18 protein-coding genes are annotated in these 26,192 nt (G+C 65.4%); 13 read left to right on the forward strand and 5 right to left on the reverse strand.

The genetic code is table 11. The features are described from left to right. Positions 1-60: 60 nt before the first annotated feature. Positions 61-348, forward strand: a complete 288-nt coding sequence (locus ACIA5D_RS43530) for a helix-turn-helix domain-containing protein (RefSeq protein WP_396036523.1) — start codon at positions 61-63, stop codon at positions 346-348. Between the two features lie 220 nt (positions 349-568). On the opposite strand, the gene ACIA5D_RS43535 is transcribed toward ACIA5D_RS43530, so the two are convergent. Then, the gene (locus ACIA5D_RS43535) at positions 569-952 is read right to left on the reverse strand and encodes a winged helix-turn-helix transcriptional regulator (protein WP_396036525.1); all 384 of its coding nucleotides are present in this window, start codon (positions 950-952) and stop codon (positions 569-571) included. Between the two features lie 148 nt (positions 953-1,100). Here ACIA5D_RS43535 and ACIA5D_RS43540 point away from each other — a divergent pair, with 148 nt between their 5' ends. Next, entirely contained in the window at positions 1,101-1,946 is an 846-nt protein-coding gene (locus tag ACIA5D_RS43540; protein WP_396036526.1) for an NAD(P)H-binding protein, read from the forward strand. A gap of 382 nt (positions 1,947-2,328) precedes the next feature. Beyond that, positions 2,329-3,198 (forward strand): haloalkane dehalogenase, encoded by an 870-nt coding sequence (locus tag ACIA5D_RS43545; RefSeq protein WP_396036527.1) that lies wholly within the window; start codon positions 2,329-2,331, stop codon positions 3,196-3,198. Between the two features lie 473 nt (positions 3,199-3,671). Here ACIA5D_RS43545 and ACIA5D_RS43550 read toward each other — a convergent pair whose 3' ends face one another. Continuing rightward, positions 3,672-3,797: a hypothetical protein gene (locus ACIA5D_RS43550; protein WP_396036528.1), complete on the reverse strand. Its 126-nt coding sequence runs from the start codon at positions 3,795-3,797 to the stop codon at positions 3,672-3,674. Positions 3,798-4,118: 321 nt separating this feature from the next. On the opposite strand from ACIA5D_RS43550, the gene ACIA5D_RS43555 reads away from it, so the two are divergent. The 4 genes from ACIA5D_RS43555 to ACIA5D_RS43570 all read left to right on the forward strand — a co-directional run bounded on the left by ACIA5D_RS43555 (position 4,119) and on the right by ACIA5D_RS43570 (position 19,674). Beyond that, entirely contained in the window at positions 4,119-7,103 is a 2,985-nt protein-coding gene (locus ACIA5D_RS43555; RefSeq protein ID WP_396036529.1) for a S8 family serine peptidase, read from the forward strand. Between the two features lie 732 nt (positions 7,104-7,835). Continuing rightward, positions 7,836-12,095: a LamG domain-containing protein gene (locus ACIA5D_RS43560; RefSeq protein ID WP_396036530.1), complete on the forward strand. Its 4,260-nt coding sequence runs from the start codon at positions 7,836-7,838 to the stop codon at positions 12,093-12,095. Positions 12,096-12,316: 221 nt separating this feature from the next. Beyond that, a complete protein-coding gene (locus tag ACIA5D_RS43565) occupies positions 12,317-19,156 on the forward strand; it encodes a polymorphic toxin-type HINT domain-containing protein (RefSeq protein ID WP_396036531.1) in 6,840 nt (2,279 codons plus the stop codon). Further along, positions 19,156-19,674, forward strand: coding sequence for a hypothetical protein (locus ACIA5D_RS43570; RefSeq protein ID WP_396036532.1), 519 nt, complete (start codon positions 19,156-19,158; stop codon positions 19,672-19,674). Before ACIA5D_RS43565 ends, ACIA5D_RS43570 begins: the two co-directional genes overlap by 1 nt. Positions 19,675-20,118: 444 nt before the next feature. On the opposite strand, the gene ACIA5D_RS43575 is transcribed toward ACIA5D_RS43570, so the two are convergent. Then, positions 20,119-20,286: a hypothetical protein gene (locus ACIA5D_RS43575; RefSeq protein ID WP_396036533.1), complete on the reverse strand. Its 168-nt coding sequence runs from the start codon at positions 20,284-20,286 to the stop codon at positions 20,119-20,121. Between the two features lie 94 nt (positions 20,287-20,380). Continuing rightward, on the reverse strand, positions 20,381-20,875 hold the full coding sequence (locus tag ACIA5D_RS43580; RefSeq protein WP_396036534.1) for a MarR family transcriptional regulator: 495 nt from the start codon (positions 20,873-20,875) through the stop codon (positions 20,381-20,383). Positions 20,876-21,424: 549 nt separating this feature from the next. On the opposite strand from ACIA5D_RS43580, the gene ACIA5D_RS43585 reads away from it, so the two are divergent. From ACIA5D_RS43585 to ACIA5D_RS43610, 6 genes are all read left to right on the forward strand, one after another. Then, the gene (locus ACIA5D_RS43585; RefSeq protein ID WP_396036535.1) at positions 21,425-21,802 is read left to right on the forward strand and encodes a YciI family protein; all 378 of its coding nucleotides are present in this window, start codon (positions 21,425-21,427) and stop codon (positions 21,800-21,802) included. Between the two features lie 42 nt (positions 21,803-21,844). Then, positions 21,845-23,083: an RNA polymerase sigma factor gene (locus ACIA5D_RS43590; protein ID WP_396036536.1), complete on the forward strand. Its 1,239-nt coding sequence runs from the start codon at positions 21,845-21,847 to the stop codon at positions 23,081-23,083. Between the two features lie 69 nt (positions 23,084-23,152). Next, positions 23,153-23,542, forward strand: coding sequence for a VOC family protein (locus ACIA5D_RS43595; protein WP_396036537.1), 390 nt, complete (start codon positions 23,153-23,155; stop codon positions 23,540-23,542). Between the two features lie 119 nt (positions 23,543-23,661). Further along, on the forward strand, positions 23,662-24,378 hold the full coding sequence (locus ACIA5D_RS43600; protein WP_396036538.1) for a hypothetical protein: 717 nt from the start codon (positions 23,662-23,664) through the stop codon (positions 24,376-24,378). Between the two features lie 38 nt (positions 24,379-24,416). Then, positions 24,417-24,554 carry a DUF899 family protein gene (locus ACIA5D_RS43605; protein ID WP_396036539.1) on the forward strand — a complete coding sequence of 46 codons (138 nt, stop codon included), beginning with the start codon at positions 24,417-24,419 and terminating at the stop codon, positions 24,552-24,554. A 347-nt stretch (positions 24,555-24,901) separates the two neighbouring features. Continuing rightward, positions 24,902-25,717 (forward strand): SDR family NAD(P)-dependent oxidoreductase, encoded by an 816-nt coding sequence (locus tag ACIA5D_RS43610; protein WP_396036540.1) that lies wholly within the window; start codon positions 24,902-24,904, stop codon positions 25,715-25,717. Positions 25,718-25,925: 208 nt separating this feature from the next. Here ACIA5D_RS43610 and ACIA5D_RS43615 read toward each other — a convergent pair whose 3' ends face one another. Continuing rightward, positions 25,926-26,090: a hypothetical protein gene (locus ACIA5D_RS43615; protein WP_396036541.1), complete on the reverse strand. Its 165-nt coding sequence runs from the start codon at positions 26,088-26,090 to the stop codon at positions 25,926-25,928. Between the last annotated feature and the right edge of the window lie 102 nt (positions 26,091-26,192).

Consider the following 26,192-nt stretch of genomic DNA (forward strand, 5'->3'; position numbering starts at 1 on the left):
ATGATATCAGTTAAGTAATAAATTGAAAGAATCGTGGTTAACCGCAGAGAGCAGGGACCTGTGCGTGCGTTGGGCCATCATGTCGCGCGCCAGGTGGTCTCCGCTGTTTCCGTCGACGAGAAGCCGCGCATCGTGCTCAGCGTGTTGTCCGGTGAAATGACCATTGCCGAGGCGGCGCGGCAGGAACAAGACCAGCGAGCTGTTGGTCAGCTGGTGGAAGCAGCAGTTCATCGATGCGGCAAGGCCAGTCTGGTCGAGGGAGGCCGGATCGTGGGCAACCCGCGTGAGTCGGCGCTGCTGGAGCTGACCAGCGCGCTGAGTGAGGCGCATGTCGAGCTGCGGGTGTGAAAGAAGTCCGTGGAGGACCGCCTGGCCCTTCGAGGACCTCGAGGTGATCCGCTAAGACGCGGCGATGCCGGTCTCGAGGTCTGCACGATGACCGGCATCCCGCGCCGCACCTGACACCGATAGCAGGCCGACGCCTTGTGCCGGCAGCGGATGTACATCATTGATGTCGAGGGAGGAACGACGAGATTTCGCAGAGGCTCCGAGCGTCTTTGCTGGTGCGCTAGCGCGCGGATTTGGCGTCGTGGTCGTGGCGGGCCCGGTCGACCTTGTCCAGGTTGGTGGCGGCCCAATCGGCGAGGTGGGCGAACAGCGGGGCCAGGCTGCGGCCGAGCTCACTGATTTCGTATTCGACCCGAGGGGGGACCTCAGGGTGGTAGGTGCGCACGATCAGGCCGTCGCGTTCGAGTTGGCGCAGCCGCTGGGTCAACACCTTCGGCGTGATCGTGGTGATCCGCCGCTCCAGTTCGACGAACCGTTGCCGGCCGTACTCGTTGAGGGACCACAGGATCGGGGTGGTCCACCGACTGAACACGATGTCGACCACCGGCGCGATCGGGCAGGCTTGCTCGGGGTCGATCGGCGCGTGCGCCCGGGTCGCCTTCATCGCGATCCTCTCGGATAGTCACTTTCCTGTGGGTACCTACTATACGGGCGATGTTAGCGTCACGTGGTCGCCGCAAGGCCACTCGGCCCGCGACGTCTCCGCCCGCTCGGGCGGCAACAACCACGACTGAGAGACATCGGAGCTACCCATGATCGTAGTGACGGGAGCGACCGGCAACGTTGGCCGACCGCTCGTGCAAGCGCTCGCCGCATCTGGTGAGCAGGTGACGGCAGTATCCCGAGGGGTCCCGGACCCGGCTGTGCCGGACAACGTGCGACACCGGCAAGCCGATCTGACCGACCCGGAGAGTCTTCGGCCCATTCTTGACGGCGCTGACGCGCTGTTCCTGCACGACGGCGCCGCGAGCGCCCATCTGTTGAGCCCACGCGACATACTCGACATCGCGAAAGCCGGCGGAGTCGGCCGCGTCGTGTTGCTGTCCTCGATCGGAGTCGCCACCAGGCCGCAATCGGCGTCCCACGGCGGCATGATGCTGGCCATCGACAACGCTGTCCGGCAATCGGGCATGGAGTGGACGATCCTTCGCCCTGGTGCCTTGAACTCCAACGCGTACGCCTGGGCGGAGACGGTACGTACGCAGCGGACGGTCGCCGCGCCATTCGGTGACGTGGGCCAGCCAAGCATCGACCCGGCCGACATCGCCGAGGTCGCCGCCGCGGCCCTGCGCGAGGACGGCCACGCTGGACAGGTCTACGAGCTGACCGGGCCTGCCCTGTACACACCCCGGCAACGGGCCGAGGCCATTGCCAACGCGCTCGGCGAGCCGGTCCGGTTCATCGAGCAAACCCGCGAGGAAGCCCGCGCGCAGCTGTTGCGATTCATGCCCGAGCCCGTCGCTGAGACCACTCTCGATGCCCTCGGCGAGCCCACACCCGCCGAGCTGCGGATCAGCCCTGACGTCGAGCGGGTCCTCGGCCGAGCGCCACGTGTCTTCGCCGACTGGGTACAACGCAACATCGCCGCCTTCCGTTGAGGTAGCCCTGTTCGTTGTCGGCTTCGGTCGAGTCCTTCCAGCCGAGGCGACCTACCTTTCCACGCTGAGCGCGATGTGGCTGGACGCTTCGCCCCACACGGTGCCGGTGTGATTCATCTGGGACAGCGCGGCGAAGCTGGCTCGGATCATGACCTCTCCTCCTCGCGCAAGTTCGGCAACCTCATGGCCAATCCGGAAAGCCGCGCCGCCTTGTGCCATGGCCCGGTTTCGGCATCTGGCGATACACCAGCCGCTACCGGTCTGCACCGTCGAACCCCGCCCGGTCCCATCGTTTCTCGAGATCACCGTTGACCGGGTGATGACCCTCAACGCCTGATGCGTTGCGCTCGGCGGTTTCTACCTTCCGTATGAGAGGACTGCTATGCCCATCGAATACGTTCTAGATTCGATGATCTTCTACCGAGAGGTCGGCACCGGGGTACCGATCGTCTTCCTGCACGGCAACCCCACATCCTCCTACCTGTGGCGCCGCATCCTGCCGGCGGTCGGCGACTCTGGTCGGCGCCTTGCGCCAGACCTGATTGGCATGGGCGACTCGGGGAAGCCGGACATCGGGTACACCTTCGCTGACCACGCCAGGTATCTCGATGCCTGGTTCGACGCCCTCGGCCTCGACAACGTCGTGCTGATCGGACACGACTGGGGCGGCGCTCTCGCCTTCGACTGGGCCGCCCGCCATCCTGGACGAGTCCGAGGTGTCGCGTTCACGGAGACGATCGTGAAGCCGATGACCTGGGAGGAGTTTCCCGAGGGCGGTCGCGCCATTTTTCGAGCGCTCAAGACAGCGGGTGTGGGGGAGGCCATGATCCTCGACGACAACGTATTCATCGAACAGGTTTTGCCTGGCGACGTCGGCCAGGGCCTGAGCGAGAAAGACCTCGACGTCTATCGCAAGCCCTACGCCACTCGCGAAAGCCGTCGACCAATGCTGCAATGGGCACGCGCGATGCCGCTGGGCGGCGAGCCGGCCGAGATCGTCGCACGGATCGACCGCTACGACGAGTGGTTGATGGAAAGCGCCGATGTGCCCAAGCTTCTGCTCACCTTCGACCAGGGCGTCATGATGACTCCGGAGCTGGTCGACTGGTGCGTCGCCAACATGGCCCATCTCGAAGTCGAAAAGTGTGGGGCCGGGGGCCATCACACGCCTGAGGACCAACCAGAGGCGATCGCTGCGGCCATTTCCTCATGGTTGGACAGGCATAGCCTGCGATCGGCCGACGTGGGCTGACCTGCGGTCGCGCCGAATACGGGCCTGCTGCCTCGGGTGGAGGGCCTGCTGCTCACCGGGACGACGGCCCCACCGACCACCCGGCGCCGCCAGCGGTTGTGGCTGGGACGCATGCCGTTAGAGAGCCGGCCCGCAGGCGGCAGGTGGTTCCCGGGCGCCCCGGCCACAACCTCGCAGATCATGGCTGCAGACCCGGTCTCCGTCCACCCATTCAACAAGTTGGAGACCTCTCTGCTCGCATCAGGTTGACAAGAGAGAAGCCGTTAGATTCACAGTCCCACCACCGGTGGGAGGCCGACGCCCCGCGCACCGGAGCGAGCGAAGGGGGTCGGTCGACACACAACGTCGTGAGCTCGCGGAGGCACGCGATGCGACGTTGGCCGGCCCGCTCACGGCTCGCGCCAGACTGCACCGAGCCGAATTGCGCACGGCGGACATATCCACCTCGTACTGTATGATATGCATAACAGTTGTCAGCCGATACGGACTTCGATCTTGTCCGCGCCGAGTGGGAAGCAATACTCCCCCAGCCAAGAGGCGGCCCGTTCTTCGCGCCGCACACCGGCAACGCTGCCGTTCGTGAATCTGCTGATCGTCATTTCTGGGATCCATTTGCCGATGGGAAAGGGCGCTGCCATGCGTTGTGTGTCTGCCACTTCAGTACGTTCGTCGAAGCAGGCGCGGGGCGGGCGTGTGTCGGCGCAGTCGGGCGGGACCGCGGCGGGTACGGCGCATCGTGTGCCGTCCGCCGACACGGCCGCCGGTCGCGGTGCGGGTCGGGCGCCGGAAACGGGGATCGGTGCGCTGGACCCCTACACGCCGCCGGTGCCCGATAGGCGGCAGTCGATTGGGTCGGCCCGGGCGTTGGATCACAGCTTCGATTCGAGGACCACGGGATCGTCACCAAGGATGGATTCGAGATGAAGATCTCACGCATGTCAAGTCGTCGATGGCTGGCGTTCGGGCTGTTCGCGAGCTCGGTGACGGCGTTCGTAACGGCTGCGGATCCGACCTCGGGCGCCGCAGCGACCGGCGAGATCCGGTCGCCGACTGGAGCGCCCGCGGTGTCGGGGAGCTACATCGTCGTGCTCAAAGACGACGTTGTGCCGAGCGACGCCGACCGTATCGGGATCTCTGCCAAGGCGGACCGCCTAGCCAGCACGTACGGCGGCAGAGTCGGCCGGATCTACTCGACTGCGTTGCACGGGTTCGAAGCAGCGATGAGCCAAGCGGCGGCGAGGCGGCTGGCTGAGGATCCGGCGGTGGCGTACGTCGAGCAGAACCACCTGGTCCGGATGGCCGACACTCAAGTCAGCCCGCCGTCCTGGGGGTTGGACCGCGTCGACCAGCGTAGCCTGCCGCTGAACAGCGCGTACACGTCGCCCAACGCGGGCACCGGAGTACACGCGTACGTCATAGACACCGGCATCCGGACCACGCACGCCGACTTTGGGGGCCGGGCAACGAGCGGATTCGACGCGATCGACGGGAGCAGCACGGACGATTGCAACGGTCACGGCACGCACGTTGCCGGTACGGTCGGCGGAGCGGCCTACGGCGTGGCCAAGGACGTGTCGCTGGTGGCGGTCCGGGTGCTCGACTGCGCGGGCACCGGCACGGCCACCGACCTCCTCGAAGGACTGGACTGGGTGACCGCCAACGCGGTCAAGCCCGCAGTGGCGAGTCTGAGCGTCAGCCTCGCCGGCGTCGACACGGCGGTCGACTCCGCGATCGCCAACTCGATCGCGTCCGGCCTGGTGTACGCAGCGGCGGCGGGCAACGACAACACTGACGCCTGCACTCGCTCGCCGGGCCGCGCCCCAGCCGCCATAACGGTTGGTGCCACGACCGGCAATGACGCTCGGGCGCCGTACTCCAATTACGGCAGCTGCGTGGATCTCGTCGCACCTGGGACCGATGTCACCTCGGCCGGGAACAGCGACGACAACGCTACCGCCGTCCTGAGTGGCACGTCGATGGCCGCGGCGCACGTGACCGGCGCCGCCGCGCTGGCGCTGGCCGCCAACCCGTCGTGGACGCCGAGCCAGGTGAGCGCCTATCTGGTCGGCAACGCCACCACCGGAGTGGTGTTCGACGCCTGCGACAACTCGCCGAACCGGTTGCTGGACATCGTCACCGGTACTGCACCGGCACAGATGGCGGCGGCGAATCTCGTGTCGTTTGTGACGCCGGTGTCAGTGCTGGACACCCGGTCTGGCACTGGAGGCGTGACGGGGGCGCGCGGGCCGGACTCGACGACCACCTTTCCGGTGTTGGGCGTGGGAGGAATTCCGGCCACGGGGGTCAGAGCTTTACAGGTACGGGTCGCGGCCGGCAGCCCGACCGCAGCGACCTTCCTGGAGTTGTGGCCGGACGGCGTCGAGCGGCCGGTCAGCCTGTCCATGCTGAACGTGGGCGCTGGGGAGAACACCTCCAACGTCGCTGTGGTGGCCCCCGGCACGAATGGCCGCATCGCGGTCTACAACCGATCCGGCAACGCCCAGATCGTGGTTGAGGTGCAGGGTTACTTCAACACGGCCACCAGTCCGGCCGCCGGCGGTTTCGTGCCGGTCGCGCACAGCCGGATCATCGACACCCGCAGCGGACTCGGTACGTCGGCGGCTCCGATCCCGTCCGGTGGCAGCCGGACCGTCACGATCGCAGGTAGCTATGTGCCGGCCGGTGCGACGGCGGCCTACGTGAACCTGCTCGTGCCGGGGGCGGCGATGGGTGGTTGGCTGGCGGCGGCACCGCCGGGCACGGCCAGCGGAAATGGGGTCCTCAACTACGTGGCCGGGTCGACCCAGTCGGGTGCCTCGGTCAAGCTGTCCACCGACGGCCGGGTCACGTTCTACAACAAGGGCAGCTCCGCCATGGACTTGGTGGTGACGGTGGAGGGCTACTTCACGGGCGTGGTCGGGGGCGGTTCGAAATTTCGTCCGGTGGCCTGCCGGTTGTTCAACACCCGCACGGCGGGCACAGGTCTGCCGCTGGCGGCGGGTGCCTTTATCGACGTGCAGGTGGCCGGGGTCAATGGGGTTCCCTTGGCCGGCGTCTCCGGGGCAATGCTCAACCTGACCGTGACACCCGAGTCATCCGGGTATCTCAAGGCCTGGCCAACGGGTAAGAACGAGCCGTCGGTGACCATGATGGACTTCAACGCCGGAGTCTGGCGCACCAATGCGGTCGTGCTTCGTCCCGGCTCAGGGGGAAAGATCCGCCTCTACAACGGCAGTTCCGGAACCATTCACCTGATCGTGGACATTCAAGGCTGGTTTCAAGCTCCCCCAAGTGCCGGGGCGGTGAAGATCATGCCGCTGGGCGATTCGATCACCTGGGGGCAGGGCAGCGACGGCGAAGCCGGCTACCGCGGCCCGCTGTGGCTGCGGCTGTCCAACGAGACCGGCTATGTGCCCAATTTCGTGGGCAGCGTGGCGCAGGGCATTGTGGGCGACACCCCGATCGACCAGAACCACGAAGGATGGAAGGGTTATACGATCGCGGATATTCAGGCGGGCGCCACGGCCTGGGTAACCACCTACCAGCCGGACGTGGTGCTGCTGCACATTGGCACCAACGACATATTCAAAGGCGTTTCGCCCAGCACCGCACTCAGTCGGCTCAGTGCCTTGATCGACCAAATCCTCCGTGCCCAACCCAACGCTCAAATCATTGTCGCTAAGATCATCCAGACGACCAATACCGACGTCCAGCCTCGGATCGATCAATACAACGCTGGCGTCCCCGGCGTCGTACAGGGCAAAGGTGCCCAAGTTCGGCTCGCGGATATGACTGGAACCCTCAAAAGCGCGGAACTGCCTGACACGGTGCATCCCAACGACGCCGGGTACGCCAAGATGTCTGACCGCTGGTATCCCGTGCTCACCAGCGTGCTCGGCGGCTAAGGCTACGCTCCAACGGATCCGGGTCGGCGCCCCCAGCACCTCGACGCCGACCCACGGGTCCAGCGCGAGGTTGGGCGGGCGACAAGACCCAGTGGCTCCGTGACCACGACCCGCACGCCATGTTCACGTCGCGGACCAACGCCGACGGTGGCCTGGTGCGCTACGACGATGCCCGCACCCGTCGGCGCTGCATCAGCTGACGGCTGCGTCGGGTTCGACGCGTTGTCCCTCGTGGACGGATGCTGGCCGGCCGTGACTGGTGACTTGCCCCAGGGGGCCGCGGGAATCGCTGTGACGGCGACGCGGCGGCGAAGTTCCTGACCCGATGGCCCTGCCTCCCTCGTCATCTTCTACACCCAGCTGATCCGCGCCAACCCGTCCGCGCTGAAGCTCAACAGCACCACGCAAGTGGCACAGACGCAGGACGTCAGCAGCTGACGAGGCCGACCGACCGATGGCACCACATCGCACTTCGGCGCTCCGGTGACACAGTGTCAGGCCTGGCAGCGTCACCGTGTCGTCCTGCACGTATTTGGATGGTCCATCGCGCTGTTCCCCAGGTGAGCAAGGCCACACTTCGCGACATCTGAGCATTGTTCCCTGGACTTCTGGACGACTTTCGAGTTTCGTTACGAGTCGCATACATTATTTTCTTCGTACTTTCAGACGCTGGGAGAGGCTGGGCCAACGGTGAGAGGTCGCTGGAGACGGGGCCACAGTTCTACGTGGCTGATGGCGGTGCTTTCGGGCTTACTGGTGGCCGCTGGCCAAGGTGTGGCGGGCGGTGGTGTGCTGACGAGCACTGCCGCCGCCGCGCCGCGCACATTGACCGCTCCCGGGCCACCGCGAACAGCCGGCAGTGAGGACGCGGCGTTGCGAGAGGCCGCTCGCCTTGGCCAGAAGGTTGAAGTCGCGGCCCTGCGCAACGAGTCCAGGGAGGTGTACGCCACTCCGCAGGGCCATTTCGAGGCCGTGCAGCATCTGCGGCCGGTGCGGACCCGCGTTGGTGGCGCGTGGAAGGCCATCGATACCCACCTGGAGCGGCGGCCGGATGGCTCGGTCGGGCCGAAGGTGGCCGAGTTCGGTATCGAGTTTTCCGGCGGCGGTGACCAGCCGTTGATCACTTTGGAGCGCGCTGGGAAGAAGCTGAGTCTGTCTTGGCCGGCGGCGCTGGCCGCCCCGTCCATCGCCGGGAACACGGCGACGTACGCCGAGGTCTTGCCTGGTGTGGATCTGCGGGTTCGCGCCGACGTCGACGGCGCGTCGGAAGTGCTGGTGGTCAAGACCGCACGGGCGGCGGCAGATCCGGGGCTGGCGAAGCTGCGGCTGGCGATGGACACCCATGGCATGAAATTGAGCCGGATGGCCAGCGGCGGGCTGCAGGCCGTGGACACGGGCTCCGGCGGTGTGGTGTTCGAGGCACCCCAACCGATCATGTGGGACTCCAGCAGGACCGCGGGTACCAAGGCATCGGCTGGTGCGTCCACTCGCGCAGCGGTGGATGGTGACGCGTCGTCGGGACCGGGGAAGTCGGCGCATGTCGCGCCACTCGATGTCGCCGTTGCTGCTGGCGGGAACGCGCTGGTACTCACACCTGATCAAGCCCTGTTGAAGAACGCCGAGTATCCGGTGTACATCGACCCACAGTGGTCTTCGCCCCGTGCGCCGAGCTGGACGATGGTGTCGCAATATTGGGCGTCGTCACCTCAGTGGAAGTTCAACGGCGAATCTGATGCTGGTGTCGGCTACTGTTCGGGCGACTCGCGCTGCGCGCCGGAAGACAAGAAGCGGATCTTTTTCCAGGTGCCGACGTCGGCGTTCATCGGCAAGTCGATTCTGTCGGCGGAGTTTGTGGCACACGAGACCCATTCGTACAGTTGTTCGGCGCGAAACGTCGAGTTGTGGCGAACCAAGCCGATCTCGTCGTCGACGACGTGGAACAGCCAGCTTGCGTCGGGGTTCTGGATCGACAAACTGCAGACGGTGAACACCGCGCATGGTTGGGGGAGTGAGTGCGCTCCCGGCGATATTGAGTTCTGGGCGGGGCGGGCCGTGGAGCAAGCGGCGGCATCTGGCTGGACCACGACGACGTTTGGCATCAGGGCCACCGATGAGTCTGATCCATACGCCTGGAAGCGCTTCTCCGATGACGCGTATCTTCGAGTGCATTACAACCGGCCGCCGGGGCAGATTTCTCGGTCGCAGTTGACGTCGAATCCGGGCGGGGGTTGTGGGACCGCCAGCGCGCCCAAGCGGGTACGTATCCTGCCGACCCTGATCGCGAACAATGTGACCGATCCGGACGGTGACAGCGTGGCGGTGCAGTTCGCCGCCAGGTGGGATGCGGGGGACGGGAAGGGAAACATTCAGCGGTGGGCGTCCGCGTTGTCCACGTACAAGAAGTCGGGATCGGACTTCCAGATTCCCTTGACGTCGAGCGCACCGAAGAACAAGATGATCGGCTGGTATGCGCGATCCTACGACCGCGCCGAGTGGTCGCCATGGTCCTCGACGGGCTCGACGACCTGCGCCATTGTTTACGACACATCCGTGCCCGCCGGGCCGTCCATCACCTCCGGGCAGTATCCGGCCTCAGACCCTGAGGATCCCAATGACCCATGGACCGACGGGGTAGGCCGCTACGGTTCGTTCACGATCGACTCGGCCTCGACGGATGTCGTCAAGTACTGGTATGGCGTCAACGCTGACCCAAGCAGCGCCCGTACGGCGACCACTTCGGGTGGCGGTGCGGTGAAGGTGACGTTCATGCCCACCAAGCCGGGACTGAACTACGTGACGGCGCAGGCGTTCGATAGCGCCGGGAATGGCAGCGAGATCAAGACGTACCAGTTCCGGGTGCGGGCCGGGCAGCCCGAACGCCTATCGCTCGGGCTCGATGAGCAGGCCGGGTCTGCCTCCATCAACGGTACCGGTGGAGTTTGGGTGGCAGATCTGCATGGCGGCATGCACGCCGGCGATGAGGGCGTCACGGGCACGGGATTGCATTTCGATGGAGTGGACGACTATGCGTCCACGGCCTCGCCGGTGCTGAACACGGGTAAGAGTTTCTCGGTGTCGGTGTGGGCGAAGCTTCCGGCTCAGCAGCCCAGCGCACCGCTGATGGCGTTGTCGCAGGATGGGCAGTACACCAGCGGCTTCCAGTTGTACTACTCGCCATTCTCCGGCGGTTGGACTTTCGCCCGGTTCACCTCGGACAGTGCGTCGAGTCCGGGATTCGTAACGGCTGTTCAGCCGGCATGTGCGACTGGTGACACGGCCTGTACTGCGGCCCGACTGGGTACCTGGACGCATGTGGCAGGTGTGTTCGACAACACCAACAGCCTGCTGAAGTTGTATGTGAATGGGGCCTTGGTAGCGACGGCGCCGTTCAGCGGCCCGTGGGACGCCCGTGGGCAGACGATTATCGGCGCCAACACGCAGAACGGGACGCTGAAGTCGTTCTTCTCAGGTGAGCTGGACGAGGCGCAGTTGTTCGACAGCCAGCTGCCCGCTGATCAGATCGCCCGGCTGGCCTCCAAGCAGTCGGTGGCGAATCCTCAGCGCCCGGCGAAGGTTGTCTGGCCGTTCGATGAGGACGCCGTTGCCACCACGGTGACCGGTTTTGGCCAGCAGGTGAACGCTGTGCTGTACGGATCGCCGCAACTCGGCGGTCCCGGGGTGGACAAAACCAGTGTCCACCTGGACGGTGTGGATGACCGCGCGGTGACGACGCAGCCGGTGCTGGACACCTATCAGAGCTTCGCGGTGTCGTTGTGGGCACGGCTGGCGGTGGAGGACCGGACCTCGGTCGCCGCGCATCAGGCGGGCACGAACAATCGTGGTTTTGAGGTGTATCACACGGGCACCGGCTGGGTGTTCCAGCGAGCGACATCCGACACCGTGGGTGCTCCACTAGTCAGGGCGGAACAGAAAGCCTGCCCCGCCGGCTCCCCTACCTGCCCGGCGGCTCGATTGGGGGAGTGGACACATGCGGTTGCCGTATATGACAAGGACACCGCGCAGATGCGGCTGTACGTCGACAATGTTCTGGTCGACACCGAGGCGTTCACCACTCCGTGGCTGGCCGTTGGGCCGATCACGCTGGGCGCTTCGAACTATCCCAGTGGCTTCGCCAACTTCTTCAAGGGCGACCTGGACGATGTCCGGTTCTTCGACCGGGCTCTATCGGCGGACGAGATCACGAGCCTGTTCAGACAGCATCCGGTGGTCAAGGGCCGGTGGAAGTTGGAGTCAGCCAGCACCGGCAGCCCCACCACGTCTCCGGACGATTCGGCGGGCAACCGTTCCGCGACGCTCTACAACGGCGCGCACATCGACACCGGTTGGGTCGACACCAACGCGCTGAACCTGGACGGGGTCGACGACTACGCCGCTACTGGCAGTGTCCCGATCGACGCCAGCCGCAGTTTCACGGTCACCGCTTGGGCGCTGGCGCCGTCCGGCCGGCCAACTGAGGACGCCGCGGTGATCAGTCAGGAAGGCGCCCTCAACAGCGGTTTCGTCGTGCGCTATGTGACCGACACGGCCGGCCTCGGTCACTGGCAGGTCGCGATGCCGAACGCGGATACCACGTCCGCGGTCACGGCCAGCGCGGACAACGCGAGCTTCGACGACTGGGGCTCGGGCGGCTGGAATCACCTGGCTCTGGTCTACGACTCCTTCGCTCGTCAGATGCGGCTGTATGTCAACGGCGAGCTGCAGCAGACGTTATGTCCCGATTCCGACGGTGACGGTACGCCGAATGACCCAGCCTGCACGGACCTCGTGTCCTGGACATCGGATGTGGTCGGCTTCAACGCCACGAAGTCGCTGCAGCTGGGTCGTGCGAAGTCCGGCGGGGTCTGGGGGCAGAACTGGTCTGGGTCGATCGATGACGTGTGGGCCTTCGAAGGAGTGCTCAACCAGACGCAGATCCAGCAACTCTCCACCGGCACACCTGGTCTACCGACGACGGTTCCGGGCGACAGCTAGCCGTCGGACCGGGCAGGGCATGGCTGCGCCATGCGTGGCTAGGCCCTGCCCACAGGCGTGACGCACAGAGCACGACACATTTCGAATGAACTCCCAGGCATCGCCCCGGTTTGGGCGCCGGTGCCGGTTGCGCGCTGAGGAGCGGCAGAAGGATGAATGGATCGATGACAAGGCAGTGGCGGGAACGAGCTCGACGACAGCTGGCACTGACACTGCCTGTGGTGCTGATCGGCGCGCTGGTCCACGCGACCGTGTCGGTGGCGAGTGATCCGAGCACAGGCCGCCCTCGCGTGCAGGCGGACAAGCCGCTTTCCGGGCATCCGGTCAAGGTCACGCCGCGCAAACATTTGGTTTCATCGGCGCCGGCGCCCGCCGCCGCGTGGCCGGTGGCCGGTCGCGCTTCCGCCTCCGTACCCACCGTGGATACTGGGCCGGCGGCGAGCGCTGCGTTGGCCGGCCTACCAGTCGCGTTGCGGGCACCGCACCTGCTCACACGCACCGACGCCCGCGTAGAGGACATAACAGCCCCACCCGTCGGCAGCGCCGAGATCAGCGTTGAAGGTCAGGCGGCCGCTGAGCGGGCCGGAGTCGACGGTTTGCTGATGAAAGCGCGTCGTACCGACAACGCGGCCCAGCCGGGCAAGGTGGGTTTGGAGATCGATTACCGCCGTTTCGCGCAGGGGTACGGCGGTGGCTACGGCTCTCGTCTTCGTCTCATCCAGCTGCCGGCGTGCGCTCTGACCACTCCGGATGAGACGTCTTGTCGTACGGGAACTCCCGTGGCCGCGGTCAATGACACGGCCCGTCAGACCCTCACCGCCACCGTGACCCTCCCGGCGGCTGGCGCGGGACGCTTGACCGGCGGTGAGGCGATGGTCCTGGCGGCGGTCTCGGGTTCCTCCAGCGACGGCGGGGACTACAAAGCGACGTCGCTGTCCCCGTCGGGTACTTGGCAGATCAGTCTCAACACCGGTGACTTCTCCTGGTCCTACTCCATGCCAACACCGGCCGTGCCGGGCAATCTGGCGCCGGATGTCGGCGTGTCGTATTCCTCTAGCGCCATTGACGGGCGGACCGCCACGACCAACAACCAGTCCTCCTGGGTCGGGGACGGCTTCGACCTGTGGCCGGGCTACATCGAGCGCGGCTACAAGTCCTGCTCGGACGACGGAGCCCCCACCACCAACGGGCTCAAGCCGCCGGATCAGTGCTGGGGCTACGACAACGCCACCATCAGCCTGAACGGCAAGAGTGGCGAGCTGATCCCGGCCGGAACCAACACCTGGAAGCTGAAGCAGGACGACGGCACCCGGATCGAGAAGCTGAACGGCTCGAGCACCGATGTCCGCGACAACGGGGACAATGATCAGGAGTACTGGCGGGTCACCACTACCGACGGCACCCAGTATTACTTCGGTTACCACAAGCTCCCCAACTGGGCCACCGGCAACGAGACCACCGACTCGACCTGGACCGTTCCTGTCTTCGGTAACAACACCGACGAGCCCTGCAACAGGTCGACTTTCGCCACGTCGTGGTGCCAGCAGGCGTGGCGGTGGAACCTCGACTATGTCGTCGACCGGCGCGGCGACGCCATGGCGTACTACTACAACCGGGAGACGAACTCCTACGGCCGTAACCTGACCGCCGCCGATGACACCCTCTACACCCGTGGCGGCACTCTGGACCGGATCGAGTACGGCTTGCGCAGCAATAGCATGTATTCGGCGAAGGCTTTGGCGAAGGTTGTTTTCGGGTCGTCTGAGCGGTGTCTGCCGGTCTCTGGGGTGACGTGTGCGCCGGATACGATCGATACGCAGTCGTCGTACTGGTATGACACGCCGTGGGATCAGAACTGCACGGCCGGCACCGACTGCAGCACGTTCGCGCCGACGTTTTGGACTCGCAAGCGTCTGACGTCCGTTACGACCCAGAGGTTGAACTCGGGTGGCACCTACACCGATGTAGACAGCTGGCGCCTCAACCACCAGTGGGGAATGGCGGACATCAACTACCAGCTGTTGCTGGACTCCATCGAGCGCACCGGCAAGACTGCCACCCCGAACATCACTTTGCCGAAGGTGACGTTCTCCTACCATCAGGATGCCAACCGGCTGGACAAGACAGGCGACGGCACGGCGCCATTCATCAAGGAGCGGCTGTCCACTGTCATGAACGAGTCTGGCGGTCAGGTCGACGTCAATTACTCGACTGCGGAGTGCGACTGGGCCAAACTGCCGACGCCGGAGACGAACACGACCCGCTGTTTTCCGGTGTACTACACCGCGTCGGGTGACCTCAACCCGTCGCTGCAGTGGTTCAACAAGTATGTCGTCACCTCTGTCACGCAGAGCGACCGGACCAACGCCTCACCGGACATGGTCACCAATCATGCGTATCTGGATGGCGCGGCGTGGCACTACGACGATGACGACGGCCTGACGGAGGAGAAGCACAAGACCTGGTCGCAATGGCACGGGTACCGGCATGTACGGATGCAGACCGGCGGCCCCGCCGGCATGGTCTCGCAGGCTGATCACTACTTCCAGCGCGGGATGAACGGTGACCGGTTGAACACCGCGGGCGGCAGCAAGACCGTCACCCTCGACAACGGAGAAGGCGCCACCATCACCGACTGGGAGGCGTTGACCGGCTTTGAGTACCGCACGGAGGCGTTCTCGGCGCCCGGCGGGCGGGTGCTGGCCAAGACGGTCAACCACGGCTGGTTCCACCAGGCTGCGAGCCGGGTCCGCTCGTGGGGCACCACCACCGCCAACCTCACCGGCACCGATGCCACGCAATCGTTCACGTCGTTGGACGACGGCGCCGGGCAGAACTGGCGCCAGACCATGACGAAGAGCACCTTCGAGGACACGGCCGGGCGCATCACCCAGGTCGACGACCTCGGTGACAACGCGCGCAGCACCGACGACCGCTGCACCCGTATCACGTACCTCGACAACACGGACGCGAACCTGATGGCGCTGACGTCGCGGACCGAGACGGTCGCCGTGAAATGTGATACCACGCCTGCCCGGGCCAACCAGGTGATCTCCGACGTGCGTATCGCATACGACGGATCGAGTTACACCGCCGCGCCTACCAAGGGCGAGCCGTGGTTCACCGCCACTCTGAAGTCGCACAACGGCACGACCGGCACCTACCTGGAATCGGGTGCGACCTATGACCAGTACGGCCGGCAGCTGACCGCCACCGATCTGACCGCGAACGTGACCGCGACCAACACCGGCACCCCGTCCCGCGTCACACGCAACGATGGGCGCACCACCACGACGACTTACACGCCGTCCACCGGTCTCCCAACGACGGTGGATGTCACGACTCCGCCCGCCGACCCGACGGTGCCCACCTCCACGTTGAAAACCACGACGACCCTCGACCCGCTGCGCGGCCTGCCCACCTTGGTGCAGGACCCGAACACTAAGCGGACGAGGAACACCTATGACGCTCTCGGACGCGTTCTGAAGACCTGGCTTCCCGACCGCCCCGACAACCTGACCCCGAACGTCGAGCACACCTACACCATCGCCGACAACGAAGCGGTTGCGGTCGGCACGAAGACCGTCAACAACGATGGCAGCCAGGACACCTCGTACCTCATCTACGACGGCTTCCTGCGCGCCCGCCAGACGCAGGCCCCGGGCCCGAACGGCGGCCGTCTGGTCTCCGACACCTTCTACGACGAACGCGGCCTGACCGGTAAGGAGTTCGCTCCCTACTACATGACCTCGGCGCCGTCGCGGACGCTGATCGGACTAGACGACGCGCTGTCGGTGGAGACCCAGACCTGGCACAGGTACGACGGGCTCGGCCGCGAGATCCAGATCAAGCACGTCGCCGGGAACGGCGACGGCGGCATGGTCCTGGGCACCACCACGACAACCTATGGTGGTGATCGGGTCACCGTCATCCCGCCCACCGGCGGTACGACGACCACCGCGCTCTTCGACACGCGCGGCCGGACCGCTGAGCTGTGGCAGTACCACACGGCTGCCCCCACCGGCACGCCCGACAAGACGATCTACGGGTACACGCCCCAGGGGAACCTCGGCTCCATCGTCGACGCCGACGAGAACTCCTGGTCGTACACCTACGACCAGCTCGGCCGGCAGAAGCAGGCGACGGACCCTGACACGGGCACGAGAAGCTTCGAGTACGACGACCGCGGCCAGCTGCTGTCCAGCACCGATTCGCGTACCAGTGGTAACACTCTCGCCTATGTGTACGACGGTCTCGGTCGCAAGACCGAACTGCATGCGGACAGCGCCACCGGCCCCAAGCTCGCCAGTTGGGCCTACGACACGGCGTTCGGCGCCAAGGGAGAGCTCGCCTCGGCCACCCGCTACGACAACGGCAAGTCCTACACCACCACGATCAGCAATTACGACGGCCTGTATCGGGTCACCCGTTCCACCGTGTCCATCCCGGACGTGACGGGCGAGAGTGCCCTGGCGGGGACCTATCAGTTCAACATCGGGTACAACCCGGACGGGACCCTGAAGTCAACGGGCTTGCCCCCCGAGGGTGCGCTTCCCGGGGAATCGATCGATATCACGTACGACTCCGTCCACCGCCCGATTCGGGTGTCAGGCACCTCGTCATACCTGACGAACATCCTCTACAGCTACACCGGCAAACCCCAACAGCACGAAGTCGCCACCACCAGCACCAAGCACACCTGGCTGACCTCGACCTACGAGTGGGGCACCCAGCGCCTGAAAACCTCGCGCGTCGACCGCGAAGGCATACCGGGCGTCGACCGCTACACCATGTACGGCTACGACACCGTCGGCAACATCCTGTCGATGGCCGACACATCACGTGACGGCACCGACAACCAGTGCTTCACCTACGACGCCCTGCAACGTCTGACCGAAGCCTGGGCCCAGAACACCACCGGCTGCGCGGCGACGCCGTCCGCGTCCGTCCTCGGCGGTCCGGCTCCGTACTGGCAGTCCTTGACGTACGGCGCCACCGGCAACCGTGCCACTCAGATCGAACACGCCCCCAGCGGCAACACCGCCCAAGACGTCAAGCAGACCTACACCTACCCCGCGGCCAAGACGCCGCAACCGCACACCCTTACCAAGGTCGACACCACCGGACCCAACGGCGGCACCGCCCAGAGCATCTACTCGTACGACCCGTCCGGCAACACCCGCACCCGTACCGTCGGCGGCAATGAGCAGGAACTGACCTGGGACGCCGAGGGACACCTGGTCAAGGTCGCCCCGCCAGCCGGCAAGACCGGCCCGACCACCTCCTACCTTTACGACGCCGACGGCAATCGCCTCCTCCAGCGCACCGCCAATGCCACCACCCTCTACCTCGCCAGCGAAGAGATCACCATCGGCAAGGGCGGCAACCCGCCCACCACGCCCAGCGCCACCCGTTACTACGACCTCGGCAACGGCATCCGGGCGGTCCGAACCAACGACAACAAGGTCTCCTTCCACCTCCCCGACCACCAGGCCACCGGTGAACTCGCCATCGACGCGAGCACCCTGGCCATGCAGCAACGCCGCACCACCCCCTTCGGCGGCCTCCGCGGCACCCAACCCACCGCCTGGCCGGGCACCAAAGGCTTCGTCGGCGGCACCAACGAACCCACCGGCTTCACCCACCTCGGCGCCCGCGACTACGACCCCACCACTGGCCGCTTCATCTCCGCCGACCCCATCCTCGCCGCGGACAGCCCGCAGCAGATGAACGGCTACGCCTACAGCGGCAACAACCCCGTCACCACCAGCGACCCCACCGGCCTGTGCCCCGCTGACCTATGCGGTGTCGGCACACCCAAGGGCGACGGCTCCGGAAAGATCATCACCGAGGGCCCCCTCGACCCAGGAAACCCGGCCGCAGGGTCGTGCCACCACGGTCAATGCTACGGGCCTGCCAAGCCCCGTCCCCAAGATGCTCTTCCGCCTTACCTTCGGGACACGAAGATGGTCCCCAAGGGACCTAACGGCGAGTACACCAAGGCCCAGATCCGGGCATTGATCTCAAGCAACCAGGGCGATTATAACGAGTGGGTCCGTGATAACGCTATGGCTGCCCGGGGCGACCAAGGCGGCGAGTTGGATTTGTGGGGTGGGCTGGGATTCGCGTTTGACCTATTCATCCCATACCAGGAAGGGATGAGTTGCTTCAATCACCCCAATATCCTCGATTGCTCCGCGCTCATTCCGGTTGGCGGCAAGGGCTCGAAGGCTGCCAAGATTCTCAACGACGCTATCGACGCGGAAAGAGATATAAAAAGGTCGCGCAAGGCCGCCGAAAAAGCGGCTGCCGCCTGTCGGAACAGCTTTCCCGCCGGGACCCTTGTCCTACTGGCCGACGGCACAGTCAAACCCATCGAAGAACTTAAGGTGGGCGACAAGGTCGCAGCCACTGATCCAGAGACCGCGAAGTCTGGCGGCCGAGAGGTCGATGCGACCATCGTCACCCCCGACGACACCGACTTCACGACAGTCACTGTCGACGGCAAGCACAGCTTCATTGTTGCCACCGACCATCACCCCTTCTGGTCACCCAGCGCCCATGCGTGGGTCGACGCCAGAGACCTCAAGTCGGGCATGACCCTGCGTACCGCCGACGGGCACAACCTGACCATCACCGCGACCACGCACTTCCACCGGCTCCAGACCGCCTACAACCTGACCGTCCGGGACCTCCACACGTACTATGTGCTCGCCAGCAACACGCCGGTACTCGTCCACAATTACGGTGGCGGATCATCCGATCCGATTGGGTTGGGTAGTGACTATACCGGTCGGCTCGACAGATTCCCGATGGGTGCCGGTACTGACTTCGAGATCCATGTATATCATCGCGGCTCAGAGGTGGGGATATTCGGCAGCAATGGCTGGTTTGATAAGCACGGTAAAGTTGCTGACGTCTCCGTTCCTGACAACGTATATAATCGCCTCAAGGGAAAAGCGGTCGAAGAGATGAGGGCTTCTGGTCGACTCGGTCCGCAGGGAACACGGGACATCACGGGCGACAAATGGAAGATGCCTAGGCTAAAGGGTGGTTGCTAGTGAGATTCGCAAAGATTGAGCGCACGGACGGCGGCTACTTTCTTGATCCGCGTCCCTACCTAGCTCACTTGGTGGAGATTCGAGACCAGCTACCCGCAGGAGCAGCGGCGTTCGCAGAAGACCCGGGCCACTACGACTTCGCTTCGACCAAGTGTGTCAAAGATTTGACGCTAGCGAACATGGCTCTCCGCGACGGCGTTGGTCGGATCACTGTTGAGCTCCAGTTCGCGCCTAACAAATTCAAACACGACTCTGGTCTGCGAATCCGATACGAGAACGCTATCGTGTTTTCGGTAAATGCCGATGCGGAAGGGCGAAACGAATTCGCCTGGCCCGATACCCACCGCTTGGGGGACCTCCAGCTTGACGAGATAATTCCGCACGAACAGGGTTGCAGTCACGAAATCGCGATGACTGGTGGCAGTATTCGCGTCATTGCTTCGGACCTGCATGCGGAATGGTGTGACAACGGAGATGGGACTGCTGCGAACCGTGAATCAGACGACCTCGGCGCGTGACTACAGTAGCCCGCCGGGAGTGCGCGCGGCGGCGGTCTCGGGCGTAGGAAGGTGCCGAAGGTTGCTCCCGTTGCTGGTCGCGGTTGATGTCAGTCCTTCATACAGATGAAGGCTTTTCGATGGGTGGCGACCGCAAGATCATGCAGCTATGCACCGGGCCACGACTTAGCCGCATGCTTACCAGGTCATGGTTGCCGATGCCGTAAGGCCCGTAGCAGCGCGGCGCCTGGCGCTACAAGCACTCGGGCGATTGGCGAATGATGCCGTCCGTGGTTCGGTCTCATCTTTCCGAGGTTCTTGATGGTCCCGTTCCGCTTGGCGTGCGCGCGGGTCGGAACGGCTTTAGCGCGTGCGCTGCCCGGCCTAGCCGGGCCGTCTTGATGCTGTATAGCTTTTCTTAGCCAATCGGTCGCTGCGTCGGTGCCGGGGCCGCCGCTGCTGCGGCTACTTGGCCGGCTTGCGGGTCCGGCGTGGCTTCGCCGGCTCGGGCGGTGCGGGCGCGGCGTTGACTGGCTCGGCGCCGGTGTTGGCCTCGTACTTGGCGATGTCGTCGGCGAGGTCTTGGTGGGCGGCCTGTGATCGAGCCGATCGCGCGGTCGCCGTCACGAGCACCGGCGGCTCGCCGACCGTTGGCAGATGCTGCGACGCGATGCGCTCGCGCGAGACTGAGGCGATGCGGCAGCCGCGCCGGGCGATCCGGCGGCCGTCACCGGCCGGCGAGCTCGTCGGTGGCGTCCCGACCGGCGTCGGTCGTGCGCTGCAGGAAGTCCGCGATCACGTCGAGCTGGTCGTCGGTGTAATTGGCGAAGATCTCGTCCATCGACGTGTTCATGCCTGTCAGTAGCGCGTACAGCTCATTGTTGCGCTCACGCAGCGCGCGCACGGTCACGGCGCGGCGGTCGGTCGTTTCGGGGTCACGCTCGCGCACAATCCAGCCGGCATGCTGCAGTCGATCGAGAATGCCGGTCATGGTGGCCGGATGCAGCCCCGCGTACCGCGCGAGGGTGGTAGGGCTCAATGGCCCAAACCGGTTGATCAGGTCCAGGCAGCGGAAGTCGACGTCCTTGAGTTCAAGGTGTGTACCCACCTGGCGGTTCAGCAGGGACAGTTGGATGCCCAGGCCACGCAGAGAGTCCTTGATCTCGGTGGTCCGTCGCCGCCGGCGGGCCTGCCTGGTTCGGCCGGTCGTACTCGACGTCATTCCCGCCCTCTCCTTGAGAGATCTGATGATATGAAAAACATACCATACGCACGGTAGATGAGATTGCGTGTGAATCACTTCGCGTACGAATATGGCCTGGAAGTCACCGTACTGGCGTGGCCGAGGACGCCGTGGGCGCGTAGTGCGACCCACGGGCCTGGATAGCGGATGCCAAAGCGCGAGCCGAGGCCACGATGATCAGAGTATCGTATGATATGCTCGCGATAAAATGTTGGCCGCCATGGCGGAGGCGTTCACGTACCAAGTCCGTGAAAATAGGCGCCCGACGCCGTCTTCGCGCAGACGCTCGGCGAGGATCGCCTCGCGAGGGTGATCGTGGCGGGGTGCTTCTTCCTGCCACTGGCCGTTGCCACTCTGTCCTGGACGTCCTCACGATCTGAGCGCCATCAGGCGCCGCGAGGCGACAGCGGCTCCCTGCGGCGCGACCGGGGCGCTGACGGCCGGCGCGGTCGCCGTGCAGTCAAGGGCGGGCGAGGTTGCTGGGTGGAAGTTGGGCGACGATAACTGACGGCGGCTACGGTTGGGGCCATGATCTCTGAACCTGAAAGCGATGAGCATGCCCCGCGGAGCAAGTTCATGTTGATCTTTCGCGGGGGCGCTGTCGGGGAGCACGCTCTGTCGCCTTCAGAGCTTCAGGCCCACGTGGAGAAGTGGTATCGCTGGTCCGATGAGCTGGCCCGGAAGGGTCGGCAGAATACTGGGACCGCGCTTGCCGACCCAGGGGGTGTTGTCCGGGGCCACGAGCGGGTGGTCACCGACGGTCCGTACGCGGAATCGAAGGATCTGGTGACCGGCAGCATGATCTTCGATGCCGCCTCTCTGGAGGACGCCATCGAGGTGGCGCGCACGTGTCCGACATACGAGTTCGGCGGTTCGGTCGAGGTGCGGCCGGTCCAGGGCTATTGAGACCTGACGCTGATGGACGAAGAGCCCGCCGGGGCAGCATCTATGGGGCTCGTCGACGACCTGTTCCGCAGGGAGTACGCGCATCTGGTCAGCGCGCTGACCCGGGTGCTGGGCCCATCCAACATTCCGCTTGCCGAGGACGTCGTTCAGGACGCGTTGGTGCGCGCGATGCACGCGTGGCGCTTCGGGTTGCCGCGGGACCCGAAGGCGTGGATCATCCGGGCCGCCCATAACCGGGCGATCGACATCATCCGCCGGGACCAGGGGCACCGTTCGTTGCTGCCGGCGTTGGCGACGGCGACGGCGTGGACCGACACGATCGAGGCGGCCCTGGCCCCGGCCGAGGAGCGCACCAGCCAGTTGGCCATGATGTTCGCGGTTTGCGACCCGGGCTTGAACCGTGAGACGCATGTGACCCTGATCCTGCGGTGGCTGTGTGGCCTGTCGCCCAAGGAGATCGGTCAGGCATTCCTGGTCGACACCCAGACCATCGACCGGCGCCTGCACCGTGGCCGCGGCCGGCTGCGTCAGATGGGCCGGCTTTCCGACGTGGAGGACCTGCCTGACATCGACGCCCGGCGGGGATCGGTCCTGCAATCGCTGTATCTGCTGTTCAACGAGGGCTACCAAGGCAGCAACTCACAAGACCCGGTACGTCCGGACCTGTGCGATGACGCGCTGCGTCTGACCGAGCTGCTGTTGGACGCCACGGCGACGGCGCATCCGGACGTGCACGCCCTGGCCGCCTTGTTCTGCTTCAACGCCGCCCGCCTGCCGACCCGCCTCGACGAGGACGGTGTGTTCGTCCCCCTTGCCGACCAGGACCGTAGCCGCTGGGACCGGGCGCGTATCGAGCGGGGTCTGATGCACCTGGCCCGCGCGGCCACCGGCAATCACATGTCCCGATGGCATCTGGAGGCCGGCATCGCCTGCGAGCACGCGATAGCGCCATCGATCCAGGAGACGGACTGGGACCGAATCGTCGGCTTCTACCAGATCCTCGCCGAGCAGTCCTGGAGCCCGATCGTGGCACTGAACCGCGCTCTCGCCCTGGCCGAACGCGACGGCGCCGACGCGGGCCGCCGCGAGCTGATCGCCTTGGCTGACGAGCAGAAGCTGTCCCGATATCCCTTCTACTGGGCGGCCCGCGCTGACCTGGCACGACGGGCCGGCCACCACACCGCGGCCCGGGAGAACTACGAACAGGCCATTGCGCTGGCCCGCAGCCCGGCCGAACGCCTGTCCTACCAGCGGCGGATCGGGAACCTGAAAACTTCCTAGCGCGTGTCCGGTTCCGTTGGCCGCCATTCGTCGTCCCCCTGAGATCACCGATCAACTCAGGAGGATGTCATGTTCGCGGATACGAGAACTTTCGACTCGTTCGCCGTCGACGACCTGGCCCAGGCCCGAACGTTCTACGGCCAGACACTCGGGATTCCGGTTTCCGACCAACACGGGCTGCTGGTCTTGCACCTGGCCGACGGCCGAGACACCCGGGTGTACCAGAAGCCGGACTACAACCCGGCCACCTACACCATCCTCATGTTCCAGGTCGACGACATCCAGACCGCGGTCGGCGAACTGACCGAGCGCGGCGTCAGGTTCGAGCGCTACGACGGGATGGACCAGGACGAGCGAGGCATCACCCGCAGCGGCCCACCCTTTGCCGCCTGGTTCACCGACCCGGCCGGAAACGTCCTCGAGGTGCTGCAGGTGCCGAGCGGCGCAGTCGGTGGCTGAGGGCTGACACGCCAGCCCGGTCAACGTGCAAGAGCGCCAGCAGGCGGCCCTCACGCCAGCGCCCGTCACGACATGAGCGACCGGACCAAACACCACCTCTGACGCAGACAGGAGCAGAAATGAACGATCTACTGGAGAACGCGGTCACCGCGCACGGCGGCCTGGACCGGTGGAACAAGGTCAAGTCGATCACGGTCGACGCGTCGGTCGCCGGTGCCCTTTTCCACGCAAAGAGCCAGGCCGATGCGCTCGAGAAGGTTCGCTTCGAGGTTGACACCACGCGCGAGCTGGTGACAATCGACTTCGTCGGCCAGGACAAACGCGCGGTCTTCGAACCCGGCCGAGTCGCCTTGCAGCGCCTTGACGGCACGCTGACCGGCGTACGCGACGACCCGGAGAGCTCGTTCGATGGTCATGAGTTCCAGACGCCATGGGAGGACCTTCATCTCGCCTATTTCGCCGGCGAGGCGTTGTGGACGTACCTGAATACGCCGTTCCTCTACACCTGGCCTGGGTTCATCACCGAAGAGATCGCCCCCATCGAGGTCGACGGTGAAACGTGGCGGCGGCTGAGCGTGACGTTCCCCGACCACATCAAGAGCCATACCCGCCAGCAGATCTCCTGCTTCGGCCCGGACGGCCTGCTACGCCGCCATGACTTCACCATCGACATCCTCGGCGGGGCGCCCGGAATGCTCTACGCCACCGACCACCGCGACGCCGACGGCATCATCATCCCCACCACGCGGCGGGGCTACGCCTGGCACGGCGACTACGAACTCGTCCCGGAGCCGCTGCTGGTCGCCATCGACATCGGCGAGATCACCATCCGCTGACCTCGCGCCCTGCCGTACGACAAGCAGACGCACCCGGCGTGCACGGCTGGCCCGACCATGCCTGCATCTGCTGCTCCCGGATGGCCGACCAGGTCGCCCACCTCGCCCATCTCCACACCCACGACATCACGTTCGCCTTCGCCTCACGACACCGCAACCAGACATCGAGCGAGTGAAGGCACCGATGGTGCCCTGCGCGGCTCAACGCTCAGCGGCGGATCCTCGGGCGCAAAGGTGATCCGATTGCACGCCGAATACGCCGCCGATGAATCCCGCCGCGCCCAGCTCGGCTTCGGCTTCGCCGCCGTGCTGCCGCCACTGACGTCTGCCACGCACTCGGCGCCGCCGGGGTCGCCGCATACGCCCAGCGGGAGGGAATCGACACCGACCATTCGCGGCGGCACTGCGACCGCTTCTCGCGCCGGCCATCGTCGGCACCGAGATCGCGGCTGTGCCAGGACACCGACAACCAGGACGAGCACCGGGTGTACCAGCTCACCGGCCACGGACTTCACGCGATGGCGTGAACAACCAGAAAGAGAAGATCATGTTACTGGAAAACAAGAATGTCGTCGTCTACGGCGCGGGCGGCGCGGTCGGTAGTGCAGTGGCCCGCGGCTTCGCTCGCGAAGGTGCCAGGGTGTTCCTGACCGCGCGAAATCTCGACGTCATCAGCACGGTCGCGAAGAAGATCTCCGCCGCGGGTGGAGCGGTCGAGACCGCCGTGGTGGACGCCGGGGACGAGAAATCCGTGACCGGGCACCTGGACGCGGTCGTCGCCAACGCCGGCAGCATCGACGTGTCGTTCAACGCGGTCGGAATCTCGCCCGTGGGATTGCAGGGAATACCGCTCACCGAGCTGCCGGTCGAGAATTTCCTGCGCCCGATCACCACGTATGCCCAGGCTCATTTCATCACGGCGAAATCCGTCGCACGGCACATGATCGCCCGGCGGTCGGGCGTGATCATGATGCACACACCCGAACCGGCCCGCTTGCCGCAGCCCCTGGAGGGCGGCATGAGCGTCGGCTGGGCGGCAATGGAAGCTCTCAACCGCGCGCTGTCGGCCGAATGGGCCCAGCACGGTGTTCGCGCGATCTGCCTCCGCACCACGGGCATGGTGGAGACACCGGTCATCGACGTCGTGTATGGGCTGCAGGCCGACGCACTGGGGATCACCAAGGAGCAGTTCACTGCGCTAGCGAGTGGTATGAGCCATCGCAAGCGCCCGACCACGCTGGCCGAACTCACGGAAGCGGCGGTGTTCCTCGCCTCCGACCGGGCATCCGCGATGACCGGCACCGTCGCCAACCTGACCGGTGGAATCATCGTCGACTGACCGGACTCGCCCCGGCCGCCGTTTCGGCGGCCGGGGCATCCCTACCGAGAAGCAAGAGCGATGAACGATCTACACGCGAGCGCCGTCGCCGCGCACGGTGGCGTGGACCGGTGGAACCGGATCCACGCGATCGCTGTCGACGCCCCCATCCCCGGGGACTGCTCTCCCGAATCGTGAAGCCCCAGCTGACCAAGCCCGCCTCAGCCGATCAACCGATCAACCCGAAGCCGATCACGGATCGAGGCTGAAGCCTCGGCCAGTTCATCGCGCGGCGCTCGGCTTCAGTCATTGGCGCCTCGTCGAGCACCACGGTGGGGTTGCCGCCCCGGCCGTCACGCCGGCACGCGTGGACCAGTTTTCCTGCGTGTTCCATAAATTATGACCATAACAATTACCTCGGGCGCCGGACATCCTCACCAGCCGAGCCGACCTCGCCGCGGGCGAGCGAGTACACCGGCCGCCTCGTCACCGCGGT

Source organism: Actinoplanes sp. NPDC051513 (genome assembly GCF_044454685.1).
Taxonomy (GTDB): Bacteria; Actinomycetota; Actinomycetes; order Mycobacteriales; family Micromonosporaceae; genus Actinoplanes.

Bases quoted from the DNA above. Each gene is read 5' to 3' on its own strand.
- ACIA5D_RS43535 (WP_396036525.1), bottom strand. From the start codon at position 952: ATGAAGGCGACCCGGGCGCACGCGCCGATCGACCCCGAGCAAGCCTGC.
- ACIA5D_RS43540 (WP_396036526.1), top strand. From the start codon at position 1,101: ATGATCGTAGTGACGGGAGCGACCGGCAACGTTGGCCGACCGCTCGTG.
- ACIA5D_RS43545 (WP_396036527.1), top strand. From the start codon at position 2,329: ATGCCCATCGAATACGTTCTAGATTCGATGATCTTCTACCGAGAGGTC.
- ACIA5D_RS43550 (WP_396036528.1), bottom strand. From the start codon at position 3,797: ATGACGATCAGCAGATTCACGAACGGCAGCGTTGCCGGTGTGCGGCGC.
- ACIA5D_RS43555 (WP_396036529.1), top strand. From the start codon at position 4,119: ATGAAGATCTCACGCATGTCAAGTCGTCGATGGCTGGCGTTCGGGCTG.
- ACIA5D_RS43560 (WP_396036530.1), top strand. From the start codon at position 7,836: ATGGCGGTGCTTTCGGGCTTACTGGTGGCCGCTGGCCAAGGTGTGGCG.
- ACIA5D_RS43580 (WP_396036534.1), bottom strand. From the start codon at position 20,875: ATGACGTCGAGTACGACCGGCCGAACCAGGCAGGCCCGCCGGCGGCGA.
- ACIA5D_RS43585 (WP_396036535.1), top strand. From the start codon at position 21,425: ATGATCTCTGAACCTGAAAGCGATGAGCATGCCCCGCGGAGCAAGTTC.
- ACIA5D_RS43590 (WP_396036536.1), top strand. From the start codon at position 21,845: ATGGGGCTCGTCGACGACCTGTTCCGCAGGGAGTACGCGCATCTGGTC.
- ACIA5D_RS43595 (WP_396036537.1), top strand. From the start codon at position 23,153: ATGTTCGCGGATACGAGAACTTTCGACTCGTTCGCCGTCGACGACCTG.
- ACIA5D_RS43600 (WP_396036538.1), top strand. From the start codon at position 23,662: ATGAACGATCTACTGGAGAACGCGGTCACCGCGCACGGCGGCCTGGAC.
- ACIA5D_RS43615 (WP_396036541.1), bottom strand. From the start codon at position 26,090: ATGGAACACGCAGGAAAACTGGTCCACGCGTGCCGGCGTGACGGCCGG.